Origin of the sequence: Enterobacter cloacae complex sp. ECNIH7 (genome assembly GCF_002208095.1) — a bacterium.
Lineage (GTDB): Bacteria > Pseudomonadota > Gammaproteobacteria > Enterobacterales > Enterobacteriaceae > Enterobacter > Enterobacter cloacae_M.
The window spans coordinates 1664402-1688459 of record NZ_CP017990.1; the positions used below are offsets into that span (position 1 = coordinate 1664402).

Below are 24058 nucleotides of genomic sequence, written 5' to 3' on the forward strand. Positions count from 1 at the left end.
CTGGCCGATAGTTTAATCGTATTAGCTACTGACAGCTACCTATTATCGCATCACCCTGTGCGTACTTTGGCAAGGATTGCCGCACTGCTTTATCTGACTGGGCGTCTACCCGACGAAGGTGTATTTGATAGAGATAAGTCAGGAGGATAGTTTGAACATTAAACGAAACTGGGCGGGGGTGATCAGCTGTTTTTTGCTGTTTACCGTCGTGTGCATGTCGCTCGCTTTTAATGTGAAAGGGGCATTCAGGGCAGCCGGACACCCGGAGCTGGGGCTGCTCTTTTTTACCCTGCCGGGAGCCGCTGCCAGTTTTCTTTCCCGTAAAGGGGAGGTGGTCAAGCCGCTTATTGGCGCAATGCTGGCGGCACCGCTGTGTCTGCTGCTGATGCGCATGCTGTATGTATCAACGCGAAGTTTCTGGCAGGAGCTGGCGTGGTTTCTGAGCGGCGTCTTCTGGTGCGCCCTCGGCGCGCTGTGCTATTTGTTTGTGTGCAGTCTGATTAAGCATCGACGGCACCACAATTAAAAACGCCCTCAGGGTGAGGGCGTCTTCGCATTACTGAGCGGCAAACAGGCCCAGATGCTCTTTGGCGTAAGCTTCAAAGTCAGTGCAACCGCCGATGTGTTTCTGATCGAGGAAGATCTGCGGTACGGTTTCAACCGGCTTGCCGACGGTTTTTTCAAGATCCGCTTTGGTGATGCCTTCCGCGTGGATGTCCACGTAGCGGAAGTTGAAGTCATCGCGCTCTTCGGTCAGTTTCTCAGCCAGCTCTTTTGCGCGCACACAGTAAGGGCACCCTGGACGACCAAAAATTACTGCAAACATTTCTCTCTCCTCAAAAAACAAGCCTGACGGCGAATAGGACATATAGTGCCCGATAACCTGCCGCCATTAAAGAAGGTTTCGCCTGTCGCTTTGATACAGTAAGGCTATGTTTCGCCAATTACACCGCGCAAATCATTGCCTATACTGGCTGCCATAGGCATCAGGAAAGACAAAGAGAGACAAGATGACACCAACCATAGACCTGCTCACATCCCACCGTTCCATTCGCCACTTCACCAATGAGCCGATTACCGAGGCGCAGCGCGAAGCGATTATTAACAGCGCCAGGGCGACCTCCAGCTCCAGCTTCCTGCAGTGCAGCTCGATTATCCGCATCACCGATCCGGCCATGCGTGAACAGCTGGTCGCGCTGACCGGCGGGCAGAAGCATGTGGCCCAGGCCGCGGAGTTCTGGGTGTTCTGCGCCGACTTTAACCGCCACCTGCAGATCTGCCCTGAGGCCGAGCTGGGGCTGGCCGAACAGCTGCTGCTGGGCGTGGTGGATACCGCACTGATGGCGCAAAACGCCTTTACGGCGGCGGAGTCGCTGGGTTTGGGCGGCGTCTACATCGGTGGCCTGCGTAACAACATTGAAAGCGTGACCGAGCTGCTGAAGCTGCCAAAACACGTTCTGCCGCTGTTCGGCCTGTGCCTCGGCTGGCCTGCGGATAACCCGGATCTGAAGCCGCGCATTCCTGCCGCCATGCTGGTGCACGAAAACCACTACCAGCCGGTCGATCAGGACGTCCTGAATCAATATGATGAAGAACTGGCGAACTACTACCTGACGCGCGGCAGCAATAACCGTCGCGATACCTGGACTGACCATATTCGTCGCACCATCATTAAAGAAAACCGCCCGTTTATTCTTGATTACCTGCACAAACAGGGCTGGGCGACGCGATAGTCCATTCCGCCTGCGCCTGCCTGCGTATATGATATGCAGGCTTTTTCCATGTCTTCAGAGAGGTGCAGGGTGAAAATTGCCATATTGTCCCGGGATGGAACGCTCTATTCATGTAAGCGCCTGCGAGACGCGGCGGCGAAACGCGGGCATCAGGTTGAGATCCTCGACCCGATGTCCTGCTATATGAACATTGACCCGGCCGCCTCGTCGATTCACTACAAAGGCCGCAAGCTGCCGCACTTTGATGCCGTGATCCCCCGCATCGGCTCCCAGATAACCTATTACGGCACCGCCGCGCTGCGCCAGTTCGAGATGCTGGGCAGCTATCCGCTCAACGAATCCGTCGCCATATCCCGCGCCCGCGACAAGCTGCGCTCGCTGCAGCTCCTCGCCCGTCAGGGGATCGATCTCCCCGTCACGGGGATTGCCCATTCACCGGACGACACCAGCGATCTTATCGATATGGTGGGCGGCGCGCCTTTGGTGATTAAGCTGGTGGAAGGCACGCAGGGCATTGGCGTGGTGCTGGCGGAAACGCGTCAGGCGGCGGAGAGCGTGATTGACGCCTTTCGCGGCCTCAATGCCCACATTCTCGTGCAGGAGTACATCGAAGAGGCGAAAGGGCGCGATATTCGCTGCTTCGTGGTCGGCAATGAGGTGGTGGCGGCCATTGAGCGCCAGGCGAAAGAGGGCGATTTCCGCTCTAATCTTCACCGCGGCGGCGTGGCGCGGGTAGCCGATATTAGCGATCGCGAACGGGAAATTGCCGTCAAAGCGGCGCAAACCCTGGGGCTGGACGTGGCGGGCGTAGACCTTCTGCGGGCGACGCGCGGGCCGCTGGTCATGGAGGTGAACGCCTCGCCGGGGCTGGAAGGCGTGGAAAAAACCACGGGAGTCGATATTGCGGGTAAAATGATCGCATGGATCGAGCGTCATGCCACGCCGGGCTACTGTCTGAAAACGGGCGGTTAAATGGTATTGAACGCACTTTTTGCGTACCCTATGCACAGATTATATTGAAGAGGCTGCACAGCGATGGATTTACAGGTCGTACCAACACTGGATACGTTACGTCAATGGCTTGATGATGCCGGAATTACGTTCTTCGAATGCGATTCCTGCCAGGCGCTGCATCTGCCTCATATGCAGAATTTCGACGGCATTTTCGATGCCAAAATCGATCTCATTAACGACGTGATCCTTTTCTCCGCGCTGGCCGAAGTGAAGCCGTCCGCGCTGCTGGCGCTGGCCTCCGACCTGTCAGCGATCAACGCCAGTTCTTTGACGGTGAAAGCATTTCTCGACATACAGGATGATAATCTGCCAAAACTGGTCGTTTGCCAGTCTTTATTCTCCGGTGCCGGGCTGTCGTTCAAGCAGTTCGCCTGGTTTATGCGCTTGAGCGAAGAGCAAATTTCCATGGTCATGATGGAAGCCAATGCACATCATCTGCTGTATAGCGCGGAAGATGATGCAGAGAATAATGATGCATCTCCCAATTTTCTTCACTAAGCCTGTCTGACTTTTGCGCAGTCGCTGCCATAGCGGCTGCAGAAGGCCATTTTTTCTGCTGCTTTTAACCTTTCTTTAAAGAATTTTTCACCTCCCTGAAGGCCGTTTCGGCTTATCACGTAGACATAACCTGCATAAAAAATTGATAAAAGGCGTTTTTTCGTCTGGGCTATAGCCGGAGACACGGGCTACAGTTATTCTTGCAATGCTTAAAAAAGCGAGCGGAAGCTGCCGGGTAAAGAGGTTTCTTTTTATTTTGGGCAGAGCGACAAACTATGCATGATTATTGCATATCTTCAGATTGCACAGTTTTAGTTCGTTTGTTAACGAGCTTTCAGAAGGAATAAAGATATGATCGCCTTGAATAAAAAATGGTTATCGGGTCTGGTTGCGGGTGCTCTGATGGCCGTCTCTGCCGGCTCGCTCGCTGCGGAACAAAAAACGCTGCACGTTTACAACTGGTCTGACTATATTGCGCCGGATACGGTGGCGAATTTTGAAAAAGAGACCGGCATTAAAGTGGTCTACGACGTATTCGATTCCAACGAAGTGCTGGAAGGAAAACTGATGGCGGGCAGCACCGGGTTTGATCTCGTGGTGCCTTCTGCAAGCTTCCTCGAGCGCCAGCTGACGGCAGGCGTCTTCCAGCCTCTGGACAAGAGCAAGTTACCGAACTGGAAAAACCTCGATCCGGAAGTGCTGAAGCTGGTGGCGAAGCATGACCCGGACAACAAATACGCGATGCCTTACCTGTGGGCGACCACCGGTATCGGCTACAACGTGGATAAAGTCAAAGCGGTGCTGGGCCCGGACGTCAAGCTGGACAGCTGGGACGTGGTGCTGAAGCCAGAAAACCTTGAGAAGCTGAAAAGCTGCGGCGTCTCCTTCCTCGATGCGCCGGAAGAGATTTTCGCGACCGTGCTGAACTACCTGGGCAAAGACCCGAACAGCAGTAAAGCCGATGATTACACCGGCCCGGCGACCGATCTGCTGCTGAAGCTGCGTCCAAACATTCGTTACTTCCACTCGTCTCAGTACATTAACGACCTGGCGAACGGCGACATCTGCGTCGCGATCGGCTGGGCTGGAGACGTGTGGCAGGCGGCTAACCGCGCGAAAGAGGCGAAAAACGGCGTGAACGTCTCTTACTTCATTCCGAAAGAGGGGGCGCTGGCGTTCTTCGACGTCTTCGCGATGCCGGCTGACGCCAAAAACAAAGACGAAGCGTATCAGTTCCTCAACTACATGATGCGTCCTGAGGTGATCGCCCACATCAGTGACCACGTTTACTACGCGAACGGTAACAAGGCCTCCCTGCCGCTGGTAAGCGAAGAAATCCGTAATAACCCGGCTATCTATCCGCCAGCGGATGTGTTCGCCAAGCTCTTCACCCTGAAAGTTCAGGATCCAAAAATTGACCGCGTGCGTACCCGCGCGTGGACCAAGGTGAAAAGCGGTAAATAACGGCGTTGGGTATTGTTGCCCGGTGGCGCTATCGCTTACCGGGCCTTTACAACCCGTAGGCCGGGCAAGCGTTAGCGCCGCCCGGCGATGCGCACCCTGACGGTGCGTTTGCACCAGTACTGATCTATGCCGGAGAACACCCCGTGAATGACGCGATCCCCCGCCCGCAGGCGAAAGTCCGTAAAGCGCTGACCCCGCTTCTTGAAATTCGTAACCTCACCAAATCTTTCGATGGCCAGCATGCCGTGGACGACGTCAGCCTGACTATCTATAAAGGCGAAATTTTTGCCCTTCTGGGGGCTTCTGGCTGCGGTAAATCGACCCTGCTGCGTATGCTGGCCGGTTTTGAACAGCCCACCGCCGGGCAAATCATGCTTGATGGCGTGGATCTCTCCAGCGTGCCGCCGTATCAGCGCCCGATTAACATGATGTTCCAGTCCTACGCGCTGTTCCCGCACATGACGGTGGAGCAGAACATCGCCTTTGGCCTGAAGCAGGACAAGCTGCCGAAGGCCGAAATTAACGCGCGCGTGGCCGAAATGCTGAGTCTGGTGCACATGCAGGAGTTCGCGAAGCGCAAACCGCACCAGCTCTCCGGTGGCCAGCGCCAGCGCGTGGCCCTGGCCCGCAGTCTGGCAAAACGCCCGAAACTGCTGCTGCTCGATGAGCCGATGGGCGCGCTGGATAAAAAGCTGCGCGACCGTATGCAGCTCGAAGTGGTGGATATCCTGGAGCGCGTGGGGGTGACCTGCGTGATGGTGACCCACGACCAGGAAGAGGCGATGACCATGGCCGGGCGTATCGCGATCATGAACCGCGGGAAGTTCGTGCAGATCGGCGAGCCGGAAGAGATTTATGAGCACCCGACCACCCGCTACAGCGCGGAGTTTATCGGCTCGGTCAACGTTTTCGAAGGGCTGCTGAAAGATCGTCAGGAGGATGGCCTGGTCATCGAATCGCCGGGGCTGCAGCATCCGCTTAAGGTCGATCCTGACAACTCGGTGGTGGATAACGTCCCGGTCTACGTCGCGCTGCGTCCGGAGAAAATCATGCTCTGCGAGGATCCGCCTGCCGATGGCTATAACTTTGCCGTGGGCGAAGTGGTGCACATTGCCTATCTGGGCGACCTGTCTATCTACCACGTGCGGCTGAAAAGCGGGCAGATGCTCAGCGCGCAGCTACAGAACGAACATCGCTACCGCAAGGGGCAGCCGACCTGGGGTGACGAAGTGCGCCTGTGCTGGGACGCTGACAGTTGCGTCGTGCTGACGGTATAAGGAGCGGCAAATGAGTGCACTTGAACCTCCAGCCCGCGCAGAAAAGCCGGGCGGCCTTGCCCAGTGGCTGACGCGCATGCAGATGAAACACGGCCGCAAGCTGGTGATCGCCATGCCGTACGTGTGGCTGATCCTGCTGTTCCTGCTGCCGTTTCTGATTGTTTTCAAGATAAGCCTGGCGGAAATGGCGCGGGCGATACCGCCTTACACCAACCTGCTGGACTGGGCCGACGGGCAGCTTACGCTGACGCTTAACCTCGGCAACTTCCTGCAGCTCACCGACGACCCGCTCTATTTCGAAGCCTATCTGCAGTCGCTGCAGGTGGCGGCGATCTCGACGCTCTGCTGTCTGGTGATGGGCTACCCGCTGGCGTGGGCGGTGGCGCACAGCAAGCCGTCGACGCGAAACATCCTGCTGCTGCTGGTGATCCTGCCGTCGTGGACCTCGTTCCTGATCCGCGTTTATGCCTGGATGGGGATCCTGAAAAACAACGGCGTGCTGAATAACTTTCTCATGTGGCTTGGGGTTATCGATCAGCCGCTGACGATCCTGCACACCAACCTCGCGGTCTATATCGGCATTGTGTACGCCTACCTGCCGTTTATGGTGCTGCCGATCTATACGGCCCTGACGCGCATTGATTATTCGCTGGTGGAAGCGTCGCTCGATCTCGGCGCCCGCCCGTTAAAAACCTTCTTCAGCGTCATTGTCCCGCTGACCAAAGGCGGCATTATCGCCGGGTCAATGCTGGTCTTTATCCCGGCGGTCGGGGAGTTTGTGATCCCGGAACTGCTCGGCGGCCCGGACAGCATCATGATTGGCCGCGTGCTGTGGCAGGAGTTCTTCAATAACCGCGACTGGCCGGTGGCATCGGCGGTGGCGATCGTGATGCTACTGCTGCTGATCGTGCCGATCATGTGGTTCCACAAGCATCAGCAGAAACAGATGGGAGATCACGGATGAACAACTTACCGGTAGTGCGCTCCCCGTGGCGAATTGCGATCCTGGTGATTGGCTTTACCTTCCTGTATGCGCCGATGCTGATGCTGGTGATCTACTCCTTCAACAGCTCTAAGCTGGTAACGGTCTGGGCGGGCTGGTCGACTCGCTGGTACAGCGAGCTGTTCCACGACGATGCGATGATGAGCGCGGTGGGACTGAGCCTGACGATTGCCGCCCTGGCGGCGACAATGGCGTCGGTGCTGGGCACGATCGCCGCGCTGGTGATGGTGCGCTTCGGGCGTTTTCGCGGCTCAAACGGGTTCGCCTTTATGATCACCGCGCCGCTGGTTATGCCGGACGTGATCACCGGACTCGCGCTGCTGCTGCTGTTCGTGGCCCTGGCGCACGCCATCGGCTGGCCGGCGGATCGCGGCATGCTCACCATCTGGCTGGCGCACGTCACCTTCTGTACGGCCTACGTGGCGGTAGTGATCTCCTCGCGCCTGCGCGAGCTGGATCGCTCCATTGAAGAGGCGGCGATGGATCTTGGCGCGACGCCTCTGAAGGTCTTTTTCATCATCACCCTGCCGATGATTATGCCGGCGGTGATCTCCGGCTGGCTGCTGGCGTTTACGCTGTCGCTGGACGATCTGGTTATCGCCAGCTTTGTCTCCGGACCGGGCGCGACGACGCTGCCGATGCTGGTCTTCTCCAGCGTGCGCATGGGGGTCAACCCGGAGATTAACGCCCTGGCTTCCATCATCCTCGGCGTGGTCGGAATTGTCGGATTTATCGCCTGGTATTTGATGGCGCGCGCGGAAAAACAGCGCGTGCGCGATATCCAGCGTGCAAGACGCGGCTGAAGGATTTAAAATTTCCAGTGATGTGCCGCGCATGACGCGGCACTGTTTTTCAGGGAAGTAAAACATTGGGATTATTAAAAAAATCACGTACTACGCACGCGCGTCCTAACGTACCTGCACTGGTTCAGGTGGCGGCGCTCGCCATTATTATGATCCGCTGCCTGGACGTGCTGATGATTCTGAACACCCTGGGCGTGCGCGGCATCGGTGAATTCATTCACCGCAGCGTGCAGACGTGGAATCTGACGCTGGTCTTTTTGAGCAGCCTGGTGCTGGTGTTTATCGAGATCTACTGCGCGTTTTCGCTGGTCAAAGGGCGCAACTGGGCGCGCTGGGTCTATCTGCTGACGCAAATTACCGCCGCCAGCTATCTGTGGGCCGCCTCGCTGGGATACGGCTACCCGGAGCTGTTCAGCATTGCCGGGGAATCCAAACGCGAGATCCTGCGCGCGCTGTTTATGCAAAAACTGCCGGACATGCTGGTTCTGTTCCTGCTGTTTGTTCCCGCCTCCAGTCGGCGGTTCTTCCGCCTGCAATAATGTGTATAATCGCAGCCCTCGTGATTCTTAAGGTTTTCATATGCAGTGCGCACTCTATGACGCCGGACGCTGCCGCTCCTGTCAGTGGATAGAACAGCCGGTTTCTCAACAACTCACCGCCAAAATGGCCGACCTGCAACAGCTGCTGGCAGCACACGCGGTGGGCGAGTGGTGCGCACCCGTCAGCGGCCCGGAGCTGGGCTTTCGTAATAAAGCCAAAATGGTGGTCAGCGGCAGCGTTGAAAAACCGCTGTTGGGGATGCTGCACCGCGACGGCACGCCGGAAGACCTGACCAGCTGCCTGCTGTATCCCGCCTCGTTTGAGCCCGTCTTTGCCGCGCTGAAACCATTTATCGCGCGCGCGGGGTTAACGCCCTACAGCGTTGCCCGCAGGCGCGGCGAGCTGAAATACCTTCTGCTGACGGAAAGCCAACTCGACGGCGGCATGATGCTGCGCTTCGTGCTGCGTTCGGAAGCTAAGCTCGAGCAGCTGCGCGCGGCGCTGCCGTGGCTGCAGGAACAGCTGCCGCAGCTGAAGGTCATTACGGCGAATATTCAGCCGGTGCATATGGCGATCATGGAAGGGGAGAAAGAGATTTTCTTCACCGACCAGCACGCGCTGGCCGAAAGCTTCAACGGCGTGCCGCTGTGGATCCGCCCGCAAAGCTTCTTCCAGACCAACCCAACCGTGGCTAGCAGCCTGTACGCTACCGCCCGCGACTGGGTACGTGCGTTAAACATCCAGCATATGTGGGATCTCTTCTGCGGCGTGGGAGGCTTTGGCCTGCACTGCGCCACGCCCGAGATGCAGCTCACCGGAATAGAGATTTCTGCTGAAGCGATTGCCTGCGCGAAACAGTCTGCCGCCGGGCTGGGGTTAACGAATCTGCACTTCCAGGCGCTGGACTCCACGCAGTTTGCGACCGGCCAGGGCAACGTGCCGGAGCTGGTGCTGGTCAACCCGCCGCGCCGCGGCATCGGCAAGGCGCTGTGCGACTACCTGAGCCAGATGGCGCCCGAGTACATCGTCTATTCCAGCTGTAACGCCCAGACCATGGCGAAAGACATTGCCAGCCTGCCGGGCTACCGCATTGAACGCGTTCAGCTTTTCGATATGTTCCCGCATACCGCGCATTATGAAGTGTTGACGCTGCTCGTGAAATCTTAAACAAAATGTGAACTCTTCCCCCGCTCGAAATCAGGTAAGCTTACGTCATAAGAAATGATTGAAGGCTTACCCATGAAGCAGATCCTGCTGGTGGAAGACGACCATGATATCGCGGCGCTTCTGCGACTCAATTTAGAAGACGAAGGCTATGCCATCACCCACGAGCCCGACGGGGGCAAGGCCTTACTGCGTCTTGAAAAACTGCCTTGGGATGCGGTGATCCTCGACCTGATGCTGCCCAGCGTTGACGGTCTGGAGATTTGCCGCCGTATCCGTCAGATGACGCGCTACCTGCCGGTGATCATCATCAGCGCCCGCAGCAGCGAGACCGACCGCATTACCGGGCTGGAAACCGGCGCCGATGATTATCTGGCTAAGCCGTTCTCGGTGCAGGAACTCATTGCGCGCATCAAAGCGCTGTTCCGCCGCCAGCAGGCGATGGGGCAGGTGCAAACCGACGGTCAAATTCAGGCCCACGGTCTGACCATCGATCCGCTGGCGCGCAGCGTGCTGCTTCACGGCCAGGTGGTGGATCTCACTCCGCGTGAATTCGAGCTGCTCTACTTCTTTGCCCGTCATCCCGGCGAGGTCTTTTCTCGTCTGGCGCTGCTGGAGCAGGTCTGGGGCTATCAGCACGAAGGCTATGAGCATACCGTTAACACCCATATCAACCGCCTGCGCATCAAGATTGAGAAGGACGCCGCCGAGCCGGAGATTATTCGCACCGTCTGGGGCAAGGGCTATAAATTTGCGGAGCCAAATCATGATGCGCCGCTTTAGCCTGAGTCAGCGTCTGACGCTGCTGTTCATCCTGCTGATGATGCTCTGCGCTACCGTCGCCTGCGCTGTACAGCTCTACACCAGTACGCAGTACGGTAACGCGATGGTGCAGCGGCTGTCGGGCGGGCTGGCGCAGCAGATAGTCCAGCGTGAACCGATTCTGGACGCGCAGGGCAGGGTCGACCGAAGGGCTCTCAAGCCGCTGTTCGATCGGCTAATGACCTTTAATCCGAGCGTTGAGCTGTATGTTGTCTCCCCGGACGGCGATATCCTGGCCGATGCCGCACCGCCGGGCCACATTCAGCGACAAAAAATCGATCTGGCCCCGGTTCAGACCTTCCTGAGCGGTACCGCCATACCGATCCTGGGCGACGATCCTCGCAGTCAAAATAAAAAGGTCTTTAGCGCCACGCCGCTGCGACAGGACGGCGAGCTTAAGGGCTACCTGTACATTATTTTGCAGGGCGAGGAGTCAAACGCCCTGGCGGAAATGGCCTGGCATAAGGCGCTGTGGAGCACGGTGCTGTGGTCATTGCTGTGGGTCGCGCTGTTTGGCCTGCTGGCAGGTTTACTGATCTGGTACTGGGTCACGCGCCCGGTAAAACAGCTGACGGTGGAGCTCGCCGGGCTGGAGCAGGACAGCATCAGCGCTATCAGACTGCTGGCGGCGCAGCCATCGGACGCGGCGGCAAAGGATGAAGTGGCGATCCTGCGCAACAGCTTTATCGAGCTGGCGCGCAAAATCACCCGCCAGTGGGACCAGCTGGCCGACAGCGATCGCCAGCGCCGGGAGTTTATCGCCAACATTTCGCACGATCTCCGTACGCCGCTGACCTCGCTGCTGGGCTATCTGGAAACCCTGTCGCTAAAAGCCGCCACGCTGACGCCGCAGGAGCACCAGCAGTATCTCGCCACCGCGCTGCGTCAGGGACAAAAAGTCCGTCATCTTTCGCAGCAGCTGTTCGAGCTGGCGCGCCTTGAGCACGGCGGCATTAAGCCGCAGCGCGAGCGTTTCGCGATGGGGGAGCTGATTTCCGACGTGGCGCAGAAGTTTGAGCTCACCGCCCGCACGCGAGAAGTGAATCTGCATATTGACTTGCCGGGACCGCTGCCGCTGATTAACGCCGACGTGTCGATGATCGAACGCGTGGTGACCAACCTGCTCGATAACGCGATGCGCCATACGCCATCTGGTGGGGAAATTCGTCTGGCGGTCTGGCAGGAGAATGAACGGCTTCAGGTCGAAGTGGCTGACAGCGGAACGGGCGTGGACGCCTCGCTGCGCGACGATCTGTTCCAGCGGCCGTCGGCATTGAATACCCAGGCATCGCGGGAGAATCGCGGCGGGTTGGGGCTGTTAATCGTTAAACGTATGCTGGAGCTGCACGGCGGCGGAATAAAGCTGATGGAGGCACAAAAGGGAGCGATTTTTCGTTTTTATGTACCGCTTTGAGATGGTGTTCGTTGGAAGTATGATAGAGGAGAATAACCGCTCAAACTAAAAGGATTTAGTGATGACTGTAAAAGTCATACCCTGGGATGGATGCTACAGCGTGATGACACGCCCAGGCGGGGTCTGCAAAGAAGTCGTTGTCCCCTCTTATCCCCGTCTTTATTTTCATCCCGACAGTGAAACCCTTTTGGCAGTTGACCAATGCGACTGGAACGAACTTGAGCAGGAAAGTAACCGACTCACTCACTGCCTGGCGCAGAGAGCGGATGCGTTACAGCGTATTGAGCAACTCCAGAAAGACGTCACTACTCTGGGCTGGGTCGATGTACCAGAGCGTAATCGCTTTCAGAATCTGTTGAAGGATGAGTATCGACATCTTGATGAAGCCTGTCAGACCTTACGGGCCGAACTTGCAGCATTGACCCCTACAGAAAACCTCCCTGCCGCAACATTACTGGATGAAAATAGCAAAAAGAACGCACTTGGGCTGATGGAACTTATAGACGTAATGGGTGGGAAAAACGGAACCAAATATGTCTACGTCCGCTCAAATAAAATTCGTAGCCACTGGCGCCGATACAGATTGAACAGTGCGGAAAAGAAAAGCGGCGGTAAGAGCTTTTTAAGGGCGGTTGAATATACCGACAAAGATGGCCAGAACCATACCCGCCATGAAATCGACCCGGAAAAGCTAAAAGGACAACTAGCAAAACTGAAGCCGTCAATGAAAGCGTGGGAAGTGAAACTGCTCGATGATAACTCTGGCGTCTGGAGCGTATGGGCACAAGAATTTAACCGAAGCCTGAAACATTCACCTTATGAAGGTTCTTGCATGGCATTTGATGCACAGGCTCAGCTATTACGTTGGGCGTATGGCGCGAGCATGAAGGGGTTATTGAATCCGTTCGAAATTGATATCCGCACCGGACAATACAAGCCAAAAGCAGAGCTGCACGGTAAGACCAGCTTTTACGCCAACCTTGCGCTTGCAGAGGCAAAAAGCAGCGGCAGGCTTCACCTTCCGGGTAATGTCGGCGTAAAAATTTGCTATCCGTTAGATCCGGCGAAAATTCCCGGTGGAGGAATGGGGATACTCGGTACATTCCGTTTTGATATTGAGCTGACATTGTCGGGGAGCGTTGGGGCAAGTCTGGGTATAGAGGCGGGGTTCAATATTACTGGCGATCGGGCAAAAGGGTTGCCTGTAAAAGCTATGCCGGATGAGGGTTACGGATTTTGGCGGCAGATAGACGTTACTAAAGAAGGGCATATGCCCTTAGGCGGTGGGGCGGAGCTAGGCGTATTTGTCGGGGCAGAAGCCGGGGCGAATGTGTCTGGTGCACTGGTCTGGCTCAATCCTGATCACGACGAAAAATACAGTACGTTGGCGAAGGTTGGGGTGGGGGTGGCTGCTCAGGCTGGTGGCGGTCTTAGCGGGCAGCTTAAGTTCAGATGGCAAGATGGTAAGGTGCGTATAGAGGTTGGCGGCGGGTTGTGCTGGGGGACGGGGGGTAAAGGCTCGATGAGCTTTGAGGTTGACGGTCCCGCAATCATGTCTGAGTTTATGCCCTGCCTGACCTATATGCTGCGAAATGCGGATTATATCCGGCTGATGCAGATTATGATGGCGGACGATTATTATGCTTTCTGCGCCATTCCGTTACTAGTGGGGATGTATGGGATCAATCGTGTGATTGATGCTGGGGGAAATATAGCCGCTGAACTTAAAAAAAGTTGGGATAAAAAAGAATCCCGCGTGGCGCTGATGACTAACATCCTGAATACAAAAGGAGATTGTTTAAAGTTTACTCCGCCGGAGAGCAAAGGCGCAGCCATTGCTGCACTGATTGATACAAACCTTTGGGATAATGTCGCCAGTCCAGTGAGTCATGAAGAGACGACCTGTGAGGGCGGAGCTGTTTTTAGCGCTCGTAAACGAGCCATTATTTATGCTCTTCGCTGGGTACAGTCGCAGCGAGAATATGAAAATGTAATGCAGCATCTTTCAAAAATGCCTGGAGAGGAAAAAAGTAACTGGCGTATTAATGAACAAAGGGTCATTGCTTTTCTGGCACAAGGTGAGACACCCAAAACCTATGGTTTTGCTGGTTCGTTGGTCCCCGCAGCGCGGAACATCACGATTGAACCCAGCCATTATGCCGATAATCTGAGAAACCTTTACCTCCACCTGCCAGAAGCCCCCGCTATTCCTCCAGGGCACATCAATATGTCTACCTTACCATTAAGAGAAGTGCTGCCGACGTATCTCCATAGCTGTACGCGGCTGATTTACTCCATGCATGGAGATACAGCATGACGTATACAGGCTATGGTGTGACAGGATTACTGATTACTCTGGTGCTGACTGGCTGCCGGGATGATCAAAAAATGAAGACTGAGCAGACAGATCTGGTTAACAGGGCGCTGGAAAATATGGTCACAGTGAAAGGTGGCCGTTTTCAGATGGGTGATTTTGGTGCTCTCATCGGTGAGAAACTGCCGTTCAGTGCAGATGCTGATAATAAACCCCTGCACTGGGTGTCGCTGTCTGATTTCCGTATCAGTAAGTACCGGGTGACGTGGGGAGAATTTAACCGCTGGCTGGAGATCCAGGGGCGGGAGCCGAACGATTATTTTCGGAAGACGGCCAATGATAGCGATTCAGATTATGCCTCACTGAAAATTGCGCTTGGCTATAATTATCCAGCATCGGCTAACTGGCAGGATGCGCAGGCCTACTGCCGGTGGCTGGGTCAAGTCAGCAAGCGTCACACCGACCTGCCAACGGAAGCGCAGTGGGAGTACGCAGCACGCAGCCGAGGTCAGTTCCTGATTTTTGGCAACAGTGATAACTGGTATCACTACGAAAATGACATCAAACGTAACATCGCCCCCTCTACGGAAAACCGTCCGGTAGGAAATTATGCCCCGAATCCGCTCGGTTTATATGATATTCAGGGAAATGGGGCTGACTGGGTCAAAGATTGGTATGCGGCGGATTATTACAGTCATTCTCCTGAGCAAGATCCTCAGGGGCCAGAGAAAGGTGATAAACGGGTTATCCGGGGACTACCCAGAGATGCCGGAGAGGGTTACACCATTACCAGAGGAAGTATGAGACCTGAAACCGTTCAGGGGCCTCCCTCGCGCTCAATAGGTTTTCGCTGTGTTGAAAACAGCCCGTTAGCGAATTAAAAAGGCTACGCCTCTGGCATAGCCTTTTATAGGTGATTGTTAACTCAGCATTCTGAGATTACTGCGGGAACCACTGCTCGCTGATTTTCTGATACGTACCGTCCGCTTTAATCGCTTTCAGCGCGCCGTTCAGTTTTTCCAGCAGGGCCTTGTTATCCGGACGTACCGCGATGCCCAGACCCGTACCGAAGTACTGCGGATCGGTCACTTTCTCGGTTGCGGTGCCCAGCTGCGGATTGGTTTTCAGCCATTCGTTCACCACGGCGGTATCGCCGAACACGCCGTCGATGCGGCCATTTTTCAGGTCGATAATCGCGTTCTGATAGCTGTCATAGGCTACGGTTTTCACTTCAGGATGTTTGTCCTGGAGGTATTTCTGGTGCGTGGTGCCGTTTTCCATCCCGATGCGTTTGCCTTTCAGCTGATCGAAAGAGGTATAGGCGCCTTTCTTCGCAATCACGACCGCCGAGTTGGCGTAGTACGGGTCGGTGAACGCAACCTGCTTGCTGCGCTCAGGCGTGATGTCCATCCCGGAGATCACCGCGTCGTATTTTTTAAATTTCAGCGACGGGATCAGGCTGTCGAAGGCATGGTTGGTAAAGGTGCAGTCGGCCTGCATTTGTTTGCACAGCGCTTTCGCCAGATCGATATCGAAACCCACGATCTGGTTGCTGGCATCCAGCGATTCAAACGGCGGATAGGTGGCGGACACGCCAAAATTGATTTTATCAGCTGCGGATGCGCCAGCGGCGAAGGTGGCGAGTAATGCGGCCAGAACTAACTTTTTCATTGTAATGCTCCCGTCTGTCTTATTTATGCGCCGAGTCTGCGGCATGGATGTACAATGCCATTTAATGAATTTATATGCAATAAAAATGATTAAGTATTGTTTGTGTGGTAAAAAAAAAGCGGATAACCCATCAGGTTACCCGCTTCATGCATACAGTTTTATGCACTCGCGTAGTTAATTTCTGCGCTCAAACGCCAGTGCTTTACGCTCGATCAGGCGCATCATCAGCGTCAACAGGCCGTTAACCACCAGATAGACCACGCCTGCCGCACCGAACACCATCACGTCATAGGTGCGCCCGTACAGCAGCTGTCCGTGACCCATCACCTCCATCAGGGTGATGGTGTAGGCCAGGGAGGTACTCTTGAACACCAGCACCACTTCGTTGGAGTAGGAGGAGAGCGCGCGCTTAAAGGCGTACGGCAGCAGGATCGCCAGCGTGTCTTTCTTGCTCATGCCCAGCGCTCCGCAGGACTGCCATTGTCCTTCCGGAATGGCGCGGATCGCCCCGTAGAACAGCTGGGTGGTATAGGCCGCACTGTTAAGCGAAAGGGCAATCAGGGCACACAGCCACGGTTCAGAGAGCAGATGCCAGATAACCGGATATTCCTGCAGCGACGGGAACTGGCCCGGGCCGTAGTAAATCAGGAAGATCTGCACCAGCAGCGGCGTACCGGTAAACAGGGTGATGTAGCCGCGCACAATCCACACCAGCACCGGCGTTTTCAGCGTCAGGATGATGGTGAAGATAAGGGCCAGGATCAGCGCCACGATAATGGACGCCACGGTCAGCGTCAGGCTGGTGTGCAGCCCTTTCATCAGCTCGGGGAAATATTCAAGCATCAGCCTGGTCTCCGTTCAAAGCGCGTCGCACGCAGGTCAATACGCTTGAGGATGTACTGACTGAGCAACGTGATCACCAGGTAGATAGCCGCCGCCACAATGTACCAGGTAAAAGGCTCCTGGGTGCGGGTGGCGATGCTTTTGGTTTGCAGCATCAAATCGTTAACGCTGATCAGGCTCACCAGCGCGGTATCTTTCAGCAGCACCAGCCACTGGTTGCCGAGGCCCGGCAGGGCATGACGCCACATCTGCGGCATGACCAGGCGGAAGAAGATCGCTGATTTCGACAAGCCTAACGCCTGGCCGGACTCCCACTGCCCCTGCGGCACGGCTTTCAGCGCACCGCGCAGGGTTTGCGACGCGTACGCGGAGTAGAGCAGGGAGAGAGCAATCACGCCGCACAGGAACGGACTAACGTCGAAGTTTTCAATCTGCATCTGCACCGGGATCTGCGCAAAGCCAAGATTGATCGTGAAGCCGTCCGACAGCGTCAGCAGCAGCTGTGAGGAGCCGAAATAGATAAACAGGACCACCAGAATTTCCGGTAGCCCACGCAGCACGGTGACCAGCGCGGAGCCTGTCCAGGCGACGGGGAACCATTTCGCGGATTCCCACACCGCAAAGAACATCGCCAGCACGAGGCCGATAATCAGTGCGCAAACGGCAAGGCCGACGGTCATCCCGGCGGCGCTTGCTAAAGGAAAAATTTCATTCATCAGGAATTACTTCTGGAACCATTTTTTGTAGATGGTTTCGTAGGTGCCGTCTTTCTTCACTTTTTCCAGCGCAGCGTTGAATTTCTGCTGCAGCTCAGTGTTGCCCTGACGAACGGCAATCCCCAGACCGGTACCGAAGTAATCCTTATCGGTCACTTTGTCGCCCACTGGCGCCAGCTTGTCGTTGGCTTTCAGCCACTCGGTAACAACCGCGGTATCACCAAATACGCCGTCGATACGGCCATTTTGCAGATCCAGCTTCGCGTTCTGGTAGCTGTCGTACGGAACGGTAGTGATTTCCGGATGTTTATCCATGATGAATTTCTGGTGCGTGGTGCCGTTCTGCACGCCAACTTTTTTGCCTTTCAGCTGATCGACAGAGGCGAATTTGCCTTTCTGACCGATGAACAGGGCAGAGTTGTCGTAGTAAGGGGTGGTAAACAGCACCTGCTTTTCACGCTCAGGAGTGATGTCCATACCAGCCATCACGGCGTCGATACGGCGGAACTTCAGGCTTGGGATCAGGCTGTCGAACGCCTGGTTGCTGAAAGTACAGGTCGCATCGATCTCTTTACACAGGGCGTTAGCCAGGTCCACGTCGAAGCCAACAATTTTGTTGTTCGCATCAATCGACTCAAACGGAGGGTAAGAGGCTTCCGTGGCGAAACGAATGGTCTGGGCTGCGGTAGCGGAAAGGGTAACGCCAGCAAGCAGCACGGCAAGTAATACTTTTTTCATTATATTTCCCCTGACACAATCAATGAGATAAATAGTTTTTGAAGGCATCGGTTTGCGGGTTCGCGAAGCAGCTCGCATCACCTTGCTCAACGATATACCCGTTTTCCATGTAGACCACACGGCTGGCGGTTTTACGCGCCACTTCCACTTCGTGGGTGACGATAACCTGCGTAATATTGGTTTCCGCCAGCTCGCGAATGATGCTGACGATCTGGGCGGTAATTTCCGGGTCCAGCGCCGCGGTTGGCTCATCAAATAGCAGTACCGCAGGCTCCATCATCAGCGCGCGGGCAATGGCTACGCGCTGCTGCTGACCACCGGAAAGGTGCAGCGGATAGCGGTCGCTGTAGGGCTTAAGGCGCAGACGATCCAGCAGCTTTTCAGCGCGCGCGATCGCCTGATCCTTACTTAACCCCAGCACGCGGCACGGCGCTTCAATCAGGTTTTGCAGAACGGTCAGATGCGGCCAGAGATTGTATTGCTGGAAGACCATGCCGACGTTTTGACGCAGTTCGCGAATCGCTTTATCAGACGGCGTTTTCGCGAAATCAAAATGGTTACCGGCAATCGCCAGCGTACCTGAACGGGGCATTTCAAGCAGATTAAGGACGCGCAGAAGGGAGCTTTTGCCTGCACCGCTTGGGCCAAGCAAAACCAGCGTTTCGCCTTCCGGGCAGTTCAGCGTGATGTCAAACAGCGCCTGGTGTGCGCCGTAGAAGCAGTTAATGCCGTTTAGTTTAATACTCATCGGGGCAGTCTTTACTCATCCAGGCAATCTATAGCAATTGAGGCCGCAGATAGTACCGTTGACAGAATAGTTATGCAATATTTATGCGTTAAAAGTTAAATATAACCCGCGTTTCCTCTTAAACATAGCACAAAATAGCGAACGGTAAGGTCGGCGAGTATAAATGTCGGCATTCCGCATGAAATGCCGCACATTTTACGGGGGTTACCAGGTTATATCGGCGGGTTTAGCGATTCTCAATCGACTGGCGAAGCGTGCCTGCCGGGGCATGAACGCTGCCGCCAACGTAGCGCACGTCGTCTACCGCCCAGCACTGTCCTTCACGGATCATCAGCACTTCATCCTGCCAGGTTTGGGTTCCCTGCGTCAGCTTCACGCGCAGCGGAATATTGCGGGCATCCGTGTTCGGTATGGTTGACGCGCTGGCTACTTCGGCGCTGTCCGGCAGCGTGGTACGGCTGGAGAACGGATCGGATTTCAGCAGCGCGTTGTGCTGCGGATCGCGGGTGGCATCGTTAAGCAATTTTGCCAGACCGTCGCTCAGATACGGGCGCAGGCCGGTGAGATCGTTGCTGCGGTGCTGGATGCGATAATCATAGAACTGCTGCGCCACGGCGTCCGGGCCGCCCTCAATGCAGGGGCCGCTGCGGGTACCGATATCCTTAAAGGCTGGCGTGACCGTGGTGGTACAGGCGCTGAGCACCAGCGCGCAGGGCACTAAAAGTGTTAAAGCAGAATAGCGCATGTTGATTTCCTTATTTATTAACTATCCTTTCAATCATAGCGTAACGAACCGATAATGCTGTGCCTAAGGCATTGAACGCTAAAGTAAGGAGAGAAACCATGCAGTTTTCAACAACGCCAACCCTGGAAGGGCAGACAATAACCGAGTATTGCGGCGTGGTCACCGGCGAAGCGATCCTCGGTGCCAATATCTTCCGCGACTTTTTTGCCGGTATCCGCGACATTGTTGGCGGCCGCTCGGGCGCATATGAAAAAGAGCTGCGCAAAGCGCGTGAAATCGCCTTTAAAGAGCTCGGCGAGCAGGCGGAAGCCCTCGGTGCGGACGCGGTCGTGGGGATTGATATCGACTACGAAACGGTCGGAAAAGATGCCAGCATGCTGATGGTGAGCGTAAGCGGTACGGCGGTGAAAACCCTCCGATGAGGCGTTCGCTTGCCACGCTCCTGCTGGCGCTGCTGCTGGCAGGATGCGTTACGGAAAAGGGGATCGTTGATAAAGGCGCCTACGAGCTGGACACGCGCCATCAGGCGCTGGCGGCTTACCCGCGCATCAAGGTGCTGGTGATCCACTATACCGCGGACGATTTTGACAGCTCGCTGGCCACCCTGACGGATAATAACGTCAGCTCTCACTATTTGATTCCGGCTAACCCCCCTGCACCAGACGGTAAACCGCGCATCTGGCAGCTGGTGCCTGAAAGCGAACTGGCCTGGCATGCGGGCATTAGCTTCTGGCGCGGCACCAACCGCATTAATGATACGTCGGTCGGCATTGAGCTGGAGAACCGCGGCTGGCAAAAAACGTCGGGCGTTAAGCAATTTACGCCGTTTGAGCCTGCGCAAATTGCGGCGCTGGTGCCGCTCGCCAAAGACATTATTACCCGCTACAACATCAGACCTGAAAATGTGGTGGCCCATTCGGACATCGCCCCACAGCGCAAAGACGATCCCGGCCCGCTGTTTCCGTGGCAGGCGCTCGCCAGACAGGGCATTGGCGCATGGCCCGACCCGGCTCGGGTGGTATTTTACCTGAACGGTAAGCCGCGAGATGAACTTGTGGAGCAAAAGATACTGCTCGATCTGCTGGCGCGCTACGGCTATGAGGTGACCGATAACATGACGAACGCGCAGCAGAAGCGCGTGATCGTCGCGTTTCAGATGCATTTTCGCCCGGCGCGCTGGGACGGCGTGGCCGATCGCGAAACGCTGGCTATCGCGGAGGCGCTGTTAGAGCGCTACGGGCAGGGGTAATCCTTCGGGTTACCCGACTCCACTTTTTCACGGTCTTCTTTTGGACTGATTTTTTAATCACATTCACCGCGTTGATGTTTTATAGTTTCCTCAGTCGAAATTACTCGCAAACGTGTTTGACAATATATCGACACGACAAATAAGAAACACTGATGTGCTAACGTCTTAGCTTTACTTTGCATTTGTTAAATGGACTACGCATTTATGCGCTGTGATTGCGCACGTTCACCTTTTCAATTTAATTTTAACAGGTATAACTATGTTAAGTATCTATGGTAAAAATAGCCGTCCACAAGCTGAACTCGAGGCTATTATCGCGGCAACTGAAGGTTTTGAAGAAAGAACCTTACGCAAATGGCAGCGTATCAGTACCGAGAACAACGAAAATATTCATTTTATCGTTAGCGGTGAAGTTGAATTCCGCCGCGAGTCGGATGAACTGTGTATGTTCACCCTGCAGAATAAATGTATTTTCGGTCTCTCCTCTATTTATTATAACTCAACGCATATGTACGGCCTGGTTCGTGCCAGTACCGTCGTAAGAACCCTTAAAAAAGAGGATTTTTTCCGTCTGATGAGCGAAAAAAACCTGTGGGAAGCCTTGAGTAAAGTCCTCTCCTGGTATGTTTGCCTGCTCAGCAAACGTGACGAAGTGCTGGTGGCCCGCAGCGCATACTCTATTGTTCGCGAATTCTTGCTGGAAATTAACGAACTGATGGTGCACCATCAGCGCGATATCAATATTTACGACTATATTCAGGAATATACCAGCCTGGCCCGAAGTACCATTATAAAAATTCTCGCCGACCTGAAAAAAGGTAATTATATTCAGGTTGATAAAGGCCGTCTGATGCATTTGTCAGCACTGCCGGAAAAATATTAATCGCTGTTCATCTCCTTTTTAAGTAAAAGGGTTGCTATGTTTCAGTGAGTTATTTGCCTGCGTTTCTGCCGTGGTTTCATCCTCTGGAGGCGTGGGCATTTTCCCCTGCGAATAATCTTTTTCCTGTTCTTTTAACGCCTTCATCAATAATGCCTTGATAGCCCCGTCATCAACTGTCTGACCGGTATTATCCTGTTCGGGGATAGCAGAATTCTTCACTTCTGTTCCTGGCAATGTATCCCGGGAAATATCATGCGGCATTTCACCGTCGGGCGCCTGCTGCCAGTCGGCATCGCCGCTATCAATGGGCATCTCCTGCAGCGGCGGCATCTCTTTTGTCACCGGTTCTTGCTTTGGTTCAGGCTGCGGGAACGGTTTACTGACATAGACATAATGCATATCCGATAGCGTCGTTTCTGGCTTAACGGCGCTCGCTTTTACTGGCTCAGGTAACGGATGGCGCAGATCCCAGTAGAGATGAGCGTAGAGTCCCGCAGCGATCGTCATCACTATTCCCACCAACCAGATCAGGGTGGCACAGACCACTTTTTTCAGCGAGGGGCGCCGGTAAGAAAACCAGACCGGTGCGTTCAGGGTAGCGCTGCGCTGTGCAGCCAGAGTAATTGTCGACATTATGAATGCTTCTCCTGCGCGTTGGGGGTCGCAGATATATTTGCGGGCTGAATAAGTACGCTTGGCGTAGTCCGGGTTTCACGCATTAACTGCATCAATGTATCTTCACCCGCAATCCCGTCCACATGCAGATGCATTTTCTGCTGAAACTCGCGGGTACGTTGCATCAGTTCGGCCGTCCACACCTTTGTGTGGGTTTCGGGTAGATTCAGCGCCAGGCTAAGCTGCCGATCCATCCAGCCCAGATCTTTGGCGCTGCTTTCGGCGCTCACGGCATCTTTCCCCTGCGGTGTAAGGCGGTGCAATTGGGTGTAATTGCCCGTAGCATGCTGGTTAAACCAGCTGCGGCTTACCTGCCAGGTGCGATTATTCATCAGCAGATCCAGCGATTTATCATCTACTCTGGCCACCACGGCATAGTTCAGGTGATCGCCTGTTTTGATCTCGCCGATCCACGGGTAACCCTCTTTTGCCAGCTCTTCGACCGGAGCGCTGCCCTCCTTACACATCAGGTTGACCTGCCCGGCGTTCTGGCAGAGCGCCTCTTCCATCGTGGCGTCATAACCCCACATGGTATAGAGCTGATGCATCGCATCGGGCTTGTTCACCACTTCATTATCAATAACCGGCACCGCTGGGGCGTCGGTTTTTGGTGCCTGCGGTTTCCAGCTGGCCATCACGGGCAGCTGTACCGGCAGTCTGGCGGTAATGGTGGGCATCAATGTCCAGCCGCAGGCGGCAAACAGTACGGAGGCAAAAAGGCCCATAACGGCAAGGCGTTTGCCCTTCGGTTTCGCCGGCAGAACTTCTCCTGCGGCGAGGCGCAGATGGCGCGGCGATACCTGCGCTGAACGCTCGGTCCAGGCGGCTAGCATCGCAAGGTGCGCCAGCTCGTTGAGTTTGCCTGCCTGTCCTTTGGTCAGAACGTGCATCTTGCGTACGCGGGCCCGGGTGAACGGCGTCGCGTCGCTGCCATGCGCTTCGCACTGGGCCTGAACATAGCTCAGGGACTCGCGGCAGGTGAGGGGCCGGAGCGTGTGATGCGTATGAAGAGATTTACTCAACCCGGACTGCTGGAGGGCGGCTTCCTGGTCGGCCGATCCCATCAGCACAACCGACAGAGGCACATCCAGCTCCTGCGCGCGGGTTAACAGCATGGACAGAGCGTCGTGGCAATTCGCTTTCATTGACTGAATATGCGAAATGACCAGCACTTTACGCGTGGTTTTGCGGGACAACATCTCGTCCTGCCACTGGCGCAGCACAGCATCAATAGCCTGGATCCGGGTTTTGCTCTCATTGGTGGTGGTGTTGAGTTTATAGAGCAGGCCGCTGGCGCTGAGTTTCGGGAAGGCGTTAATGGCAAGCAGCGTGTCGTCATGCTTTTTCAGCGCATCGCAAAACTGCGAGGCGAGATAGCTGTCGTCGCTTAAGAGCGCAGTGACGCCTGTTGTCTGGCACTTCTCTTTCAGCAAACCGAACACATCCTGATGATACGGAACAAAAAAATCACCTGGCATCCGGGTGATAGTCCGGAAAGGCTGGGTAGTGAAATTAAAATGGCGCATATACATAGCGTATTACCGTCTCTTTGATTCATAGCAAGGAGCCGGAAAAGTAAAGGATACAGGCGGAAGGGGCAATTTGAATGCAGGATAAAAATATTCTTTCTGCGCCTCTATCATTAGTTTATTTAACGATCAACCTTTTTCTAAATTATTGTTAGCGGAAGTGTGAATGGGCGGAGGCGAGGAAACACATTAGTATTTACGCCACTCACTCATAC

Annotated in this window: 26 protein-coding genes; 17 read left to right on the forward strand and 9 right to left on the reverse strand. The window is 55.1% G+C overall.

Features of this window, described 5'->3' with window-relative positions; translation table 11 throughout:
• Positions 1-151 precede the first annotated feature (151 nt).
• Entirely contained in the window at positions 152-526 is a 375-nt protein-coding gene (locus tag WM95_RS08170; protein WP_088544721.1) for an inner membrane protein YbjM, read from the forward strand.
• Positions 527-556: 30 nt separating this feature from the next.
• On the opposite strand, the gene WM95_RS08175 is transcribed toward WM95_RS08170, so the two are convergent.
• Positions 557-826 carry a GrxA family glutaredoxin gene (locus WM95_RS08175; protein WP_006809455.1) on the reverse strand — a complete coding sequence of 90 codons (270 nt, stop codon included), beginning with the start codon at positions 824-826 and terminating at the stop codon, positions 557-559.
• A 184-nt stretch (positions 827-1010) separates the two neighbouring features.
• On the opposite strand from WM95_RS08175, the gene nfsA reads away from it, so the two are divergent.
• From nfsA to WM95_RS08245, 13 genes are all read left to right on the forward strand, one after another.
• Positions 1011-1733, forward strand: a complete 723-nt coding sequence (gene nfsA, locus WM95_RS08180; protein WP_063408081.1) for a nitroreductase NfsA — start codon at positions 1011-1013, stop codon at positions 1731-1733.
• A gap of 69 nt (positions 1734-1802) precedes the next feature.
• Positions 1803-2705, forward strand: a complete 903-nt coding sequence (gene rimK / locus WM95_RS08185; protein WP_033145042.1) for a 30S ribosomal protein S6--L-glutamate ligase — start codon at positions 1803-1805, stop codon at positions 2703-2705.
• 63 nt (positions 2706-2768) lie between these two features.
• Positions 2769-3245 carry a YbjN domain-containing protein gene (locus WM95_RS08190; RefSeq protein WP_003858385.1) on the forward strand — a complete coding sequence of 159 codons (477 nt, stop codon included), beginning with the start codon at positions 2769-2771 and terminating at the stop codon, positions 3243-3245.
• A 351-nt stretch (positions 3246-3596) separates the two neighbouring features.
• Entirely contained in the window at positions 3597-4709 is a 1113-nt protein-coding gene (potF, locus tag WM95_RS08200; RefSeq protein WP_088544722.1) for a spermidine/putrescine ABC transporter substrate-binding protein PotF, read from the forward strand.
• 143 nt (positions 4710-4852) lie between these two features.
• A complete protein-coding gene (gene potG, locus WM95_RS08205; protein ID WP_023310932.1) occupies positions 4853-5986 on the forward strand; it encodes a putrescine ABC transporter ATP-binding subunit PotG in 1134 nt (377 codons plus the stop codon).
• A 10-nt stretch (positions 5987-5996) separates the two neighbouring features.
• Positions 5997-6950, forward strand: a complete 954-nt coding sequence (potH, locus tag WM95_RS08210; RefSeq protein ID WP_045354414.1) for a putrescine ABC transporter permease PotH — start codon at positions 5997-5999, stop codon at positions 6948-6950.
• Positions 6947-7792 carry a putrescine ABC transporter permease PotI gene (gene potI, locus WM95_RS08215; RefSeq protein ID WP_023310934.1) on the forward strand — a complete coding sequence of 282 codons (846 nt, stop codon included), beginning with the start codon at positions 6947-6949 and terminating at the stop codon, positions 7790-7792. The genes potH and potI overlap by 4 nt, the downstream gene beginning before the upstream one ends.
• Positions 7793-7857: 65 nt before the next feature.
• Complete coding sequence (locus WM95_RS08220) at positions 7858-8331, forward strand: YbjO family protein (RefSeq protein WP_063408080.1); 474 nt, start codon at positions 7858-7860, stop codon at positions 8329-8331.
• A gap of 40 nt (positions 8332-8371) precedes the next feature.
• The gene (gene rlmC, locus WM95_RS08225) at positions 8372-9499 is read left to right on the forward strand and encodes a 23S rRNA (uracil(747)-C(5))-methyltransferase RlmC (protein WP_088544723.1); all 1128 of its coding nucleotides are present in this window, start codon (positions 8372-8374) and stop codon (positions 9497-9499) included.
• A gap of 72 nt (positions 9500-9571) precedes the next feature.
• Positions 9572-10279, forward strand: a complete 708-nt coding sequence (locus tag WM95_RS08230; RefSeq protein WP_063408079.1) for a response regulator transcription factor — start codon at positions 9572-9574, stop codon at positions 10277-10279.
• Positions 10263-11732 (forward strand): sensor histidine kinase, encoded by a 1470-nt coding sequence (locus WM95_RS08235; protein ID WP_063408078.1) that lies wholly within the window; start codon positions 10263-10265, stop codon positions 11730-11732. Before WM95_RS08230 ends, WM95_RS08235 begins: the two co-directional genes overlap by 17 nt.
• A gap of 61 nt (positions 11733-11793) precedes the next feature.
• Complete coding sequence (locus WM95_RS08240; RefSeq protein ID WP_063408077.1) at positions 11794-14049, forward strand: hypothetical protein; 2256 nt, start codon at positions 11794-11796, stop codon at positions 14047-14049.
• Positions 14046-14927 (forward strand): formylglycine-generating enzyme family protein, encoded by an 882-nt coding sequence (locus WM95_RS08245; protein ID WP_063408076.1) that lies wholly within the window; start codon positions 14046-14048, stop codon positions 14925-14927. Before WM95_RS08240 ends, WM95_RS08245 begins: the two co-directional genes overlap by 4 nt.
• A 58-nt stretch (positions 14928-14985) precedes the next feature.
• On the opposite strand, the gene artJ is transcribed toward WM95_RS08245, so the two are convergent.
• From artJ to WM95_RS08275, 6 genes are all read right to left on the reverse strand, one after another.
• Positions 14986-15717 (reverse strand): arginine ABC transporter substrate-binding protein ArtJ, encoded by a 732-nt coding sequence (gene artJ / locus WM95_RS08250; RefSeq protein ID WP_021240923.1) that lies wholly within the window; start codon positions 15715-15717, stop codon positions 14986-14988.
• Between the two features lie 174 nt (positions 15718-15891).
• Positions 15892-16560: an arginine ABC transporter permease ArtM gene (artM, locus tag WM95_RS08255; protein ID WP_023310940.1), complete on the reverse strand. Its 669-nt coding sequence runs from the start codon at positions 16558-16560 to the stop codon at positions 15892-15894.
• A complete protein-coding gene (gene artQ, locus WM95_RS08260) occupies positions 16560-17276 on the reverse strand; it encodes an arginine ABC transporter permease ArtQ (RefSeq protein ID WP_023310941.1) in 717 nt (238 codons plus the stop codon). Before artQ ends, artM begins: the two co-directional genes overlap by 1 nt.
• Before the next feature lie 6 nt (positions 17277-17282).
• Entirely contained in the window at positions 17283-18014 is a 732-nt protein-coding gene (artI, locus tag WM95_RS08265) for an arginine ABC transporter substrate-binding protein ArtI (protein WP_063408075.1), read from the reverse strand.
• 19 nt (positions 18015-18033) lie between these two features.
• On the reverse strand, positions 18034-18762 hold the full coding sequence (artP, locus tag WM95_RS08270; RefSeq protein WP_023310942.1) for an arginine ABC transporter ATP-binding protein ArtP: 729 nt from the start codon (positions 18760-18762) through the stop codon (positions 18034-18036).
• A 226-nt stretch (positions 18763-18988) separates the two neighbouring features.
• A complete protein-coding gene (locus WM95_RS08275; RefSeq protein WP_023310943.1) occupies positions 18989-19507 on the reverse strand; it encodes a lipoprotein in 519 nt (172 codons plus the stop codon).
• A gap of 98 nt (positions 19508-19605) precedes the next feature.
• On the opposite strand from WM95_RS08275, the gene WM95_RS08280 reads away from it, so the two are divergent.
• The 3 genes from WM95_RS08280 (at position 19606) to WM95_RS08290 (ending at position 21639) form a co-directional block, all read left to right on the forward strand.
• Positions 19606-19929 (forward strand): heavy metal-binding domain-containing protein, encoded by a 324-nt coding sequence (locus WM95_RS08280; RefSeq protein WP_023310944.1) that lies wholly within the window; start codon positions 19606-19608, stop codon positions 19927-19929.
• Positions 19926-20756 carry an N-acetylmuramoyl-L-alanine amidase gene (locus WM95_RS08285; RefSeq protein ID WP_088544724.1) on the forward strand — a complete coding sequence of 277 codons (831 nt, stop codon included), beginning with the start codon at positions 19926-19928 and terminating at the stop codon, positions 20754-20756. The genes WM95_RS08280 and WM95_RS08285 overlap by 4 nt, the downstream gene beginning before the upstream one ends.
• A 259-nt stretch (positions 20757-21015) precedes the next feature.
• Entirely contained in the window at positions 21016-21639 is a 624-nt protein-coding gene (locus tag WM95_RS08290) for a helix-turn-helix domain-containing protein (protein WP_063408072.1), read from the forward strand.
• Between the two features lie 18 nt (positions 21640-21657).
• Here WM95_RS08290 and WM95_RS08295 read toward each other — a convergent pair whose 3' ends face one another.
• Both WM95_RS08295 and WM95_RS08300 read right to left on the reverse strand, forming a co-directional pair.
• On the reverse strand, positions 21658-22272 hold the full coding sequence (locus tag WM95_RS08295; RefSeq protein ID WP_063408071.1) for a hypothetical protein: 615 nt from the start codon (positions 22270-22272) through the stop codon (positions 21658-21660).
• Positions 22272-23846, reverse strand: coding sequence for an ExeA family protein (locus WM95_RS08300; protein ID WP_063408070.1), 1575 nt, complete (start codon positions 23844-23846; stop codon positions 22272-22274). The genes WM95_RS08295 and WM95_RS08300 overlap by 1 nt, the downstream gene beginning before the upstream one ends.
• Between the last annotated feature and the right edge of the window lie 212 nt (positions 23847-24058).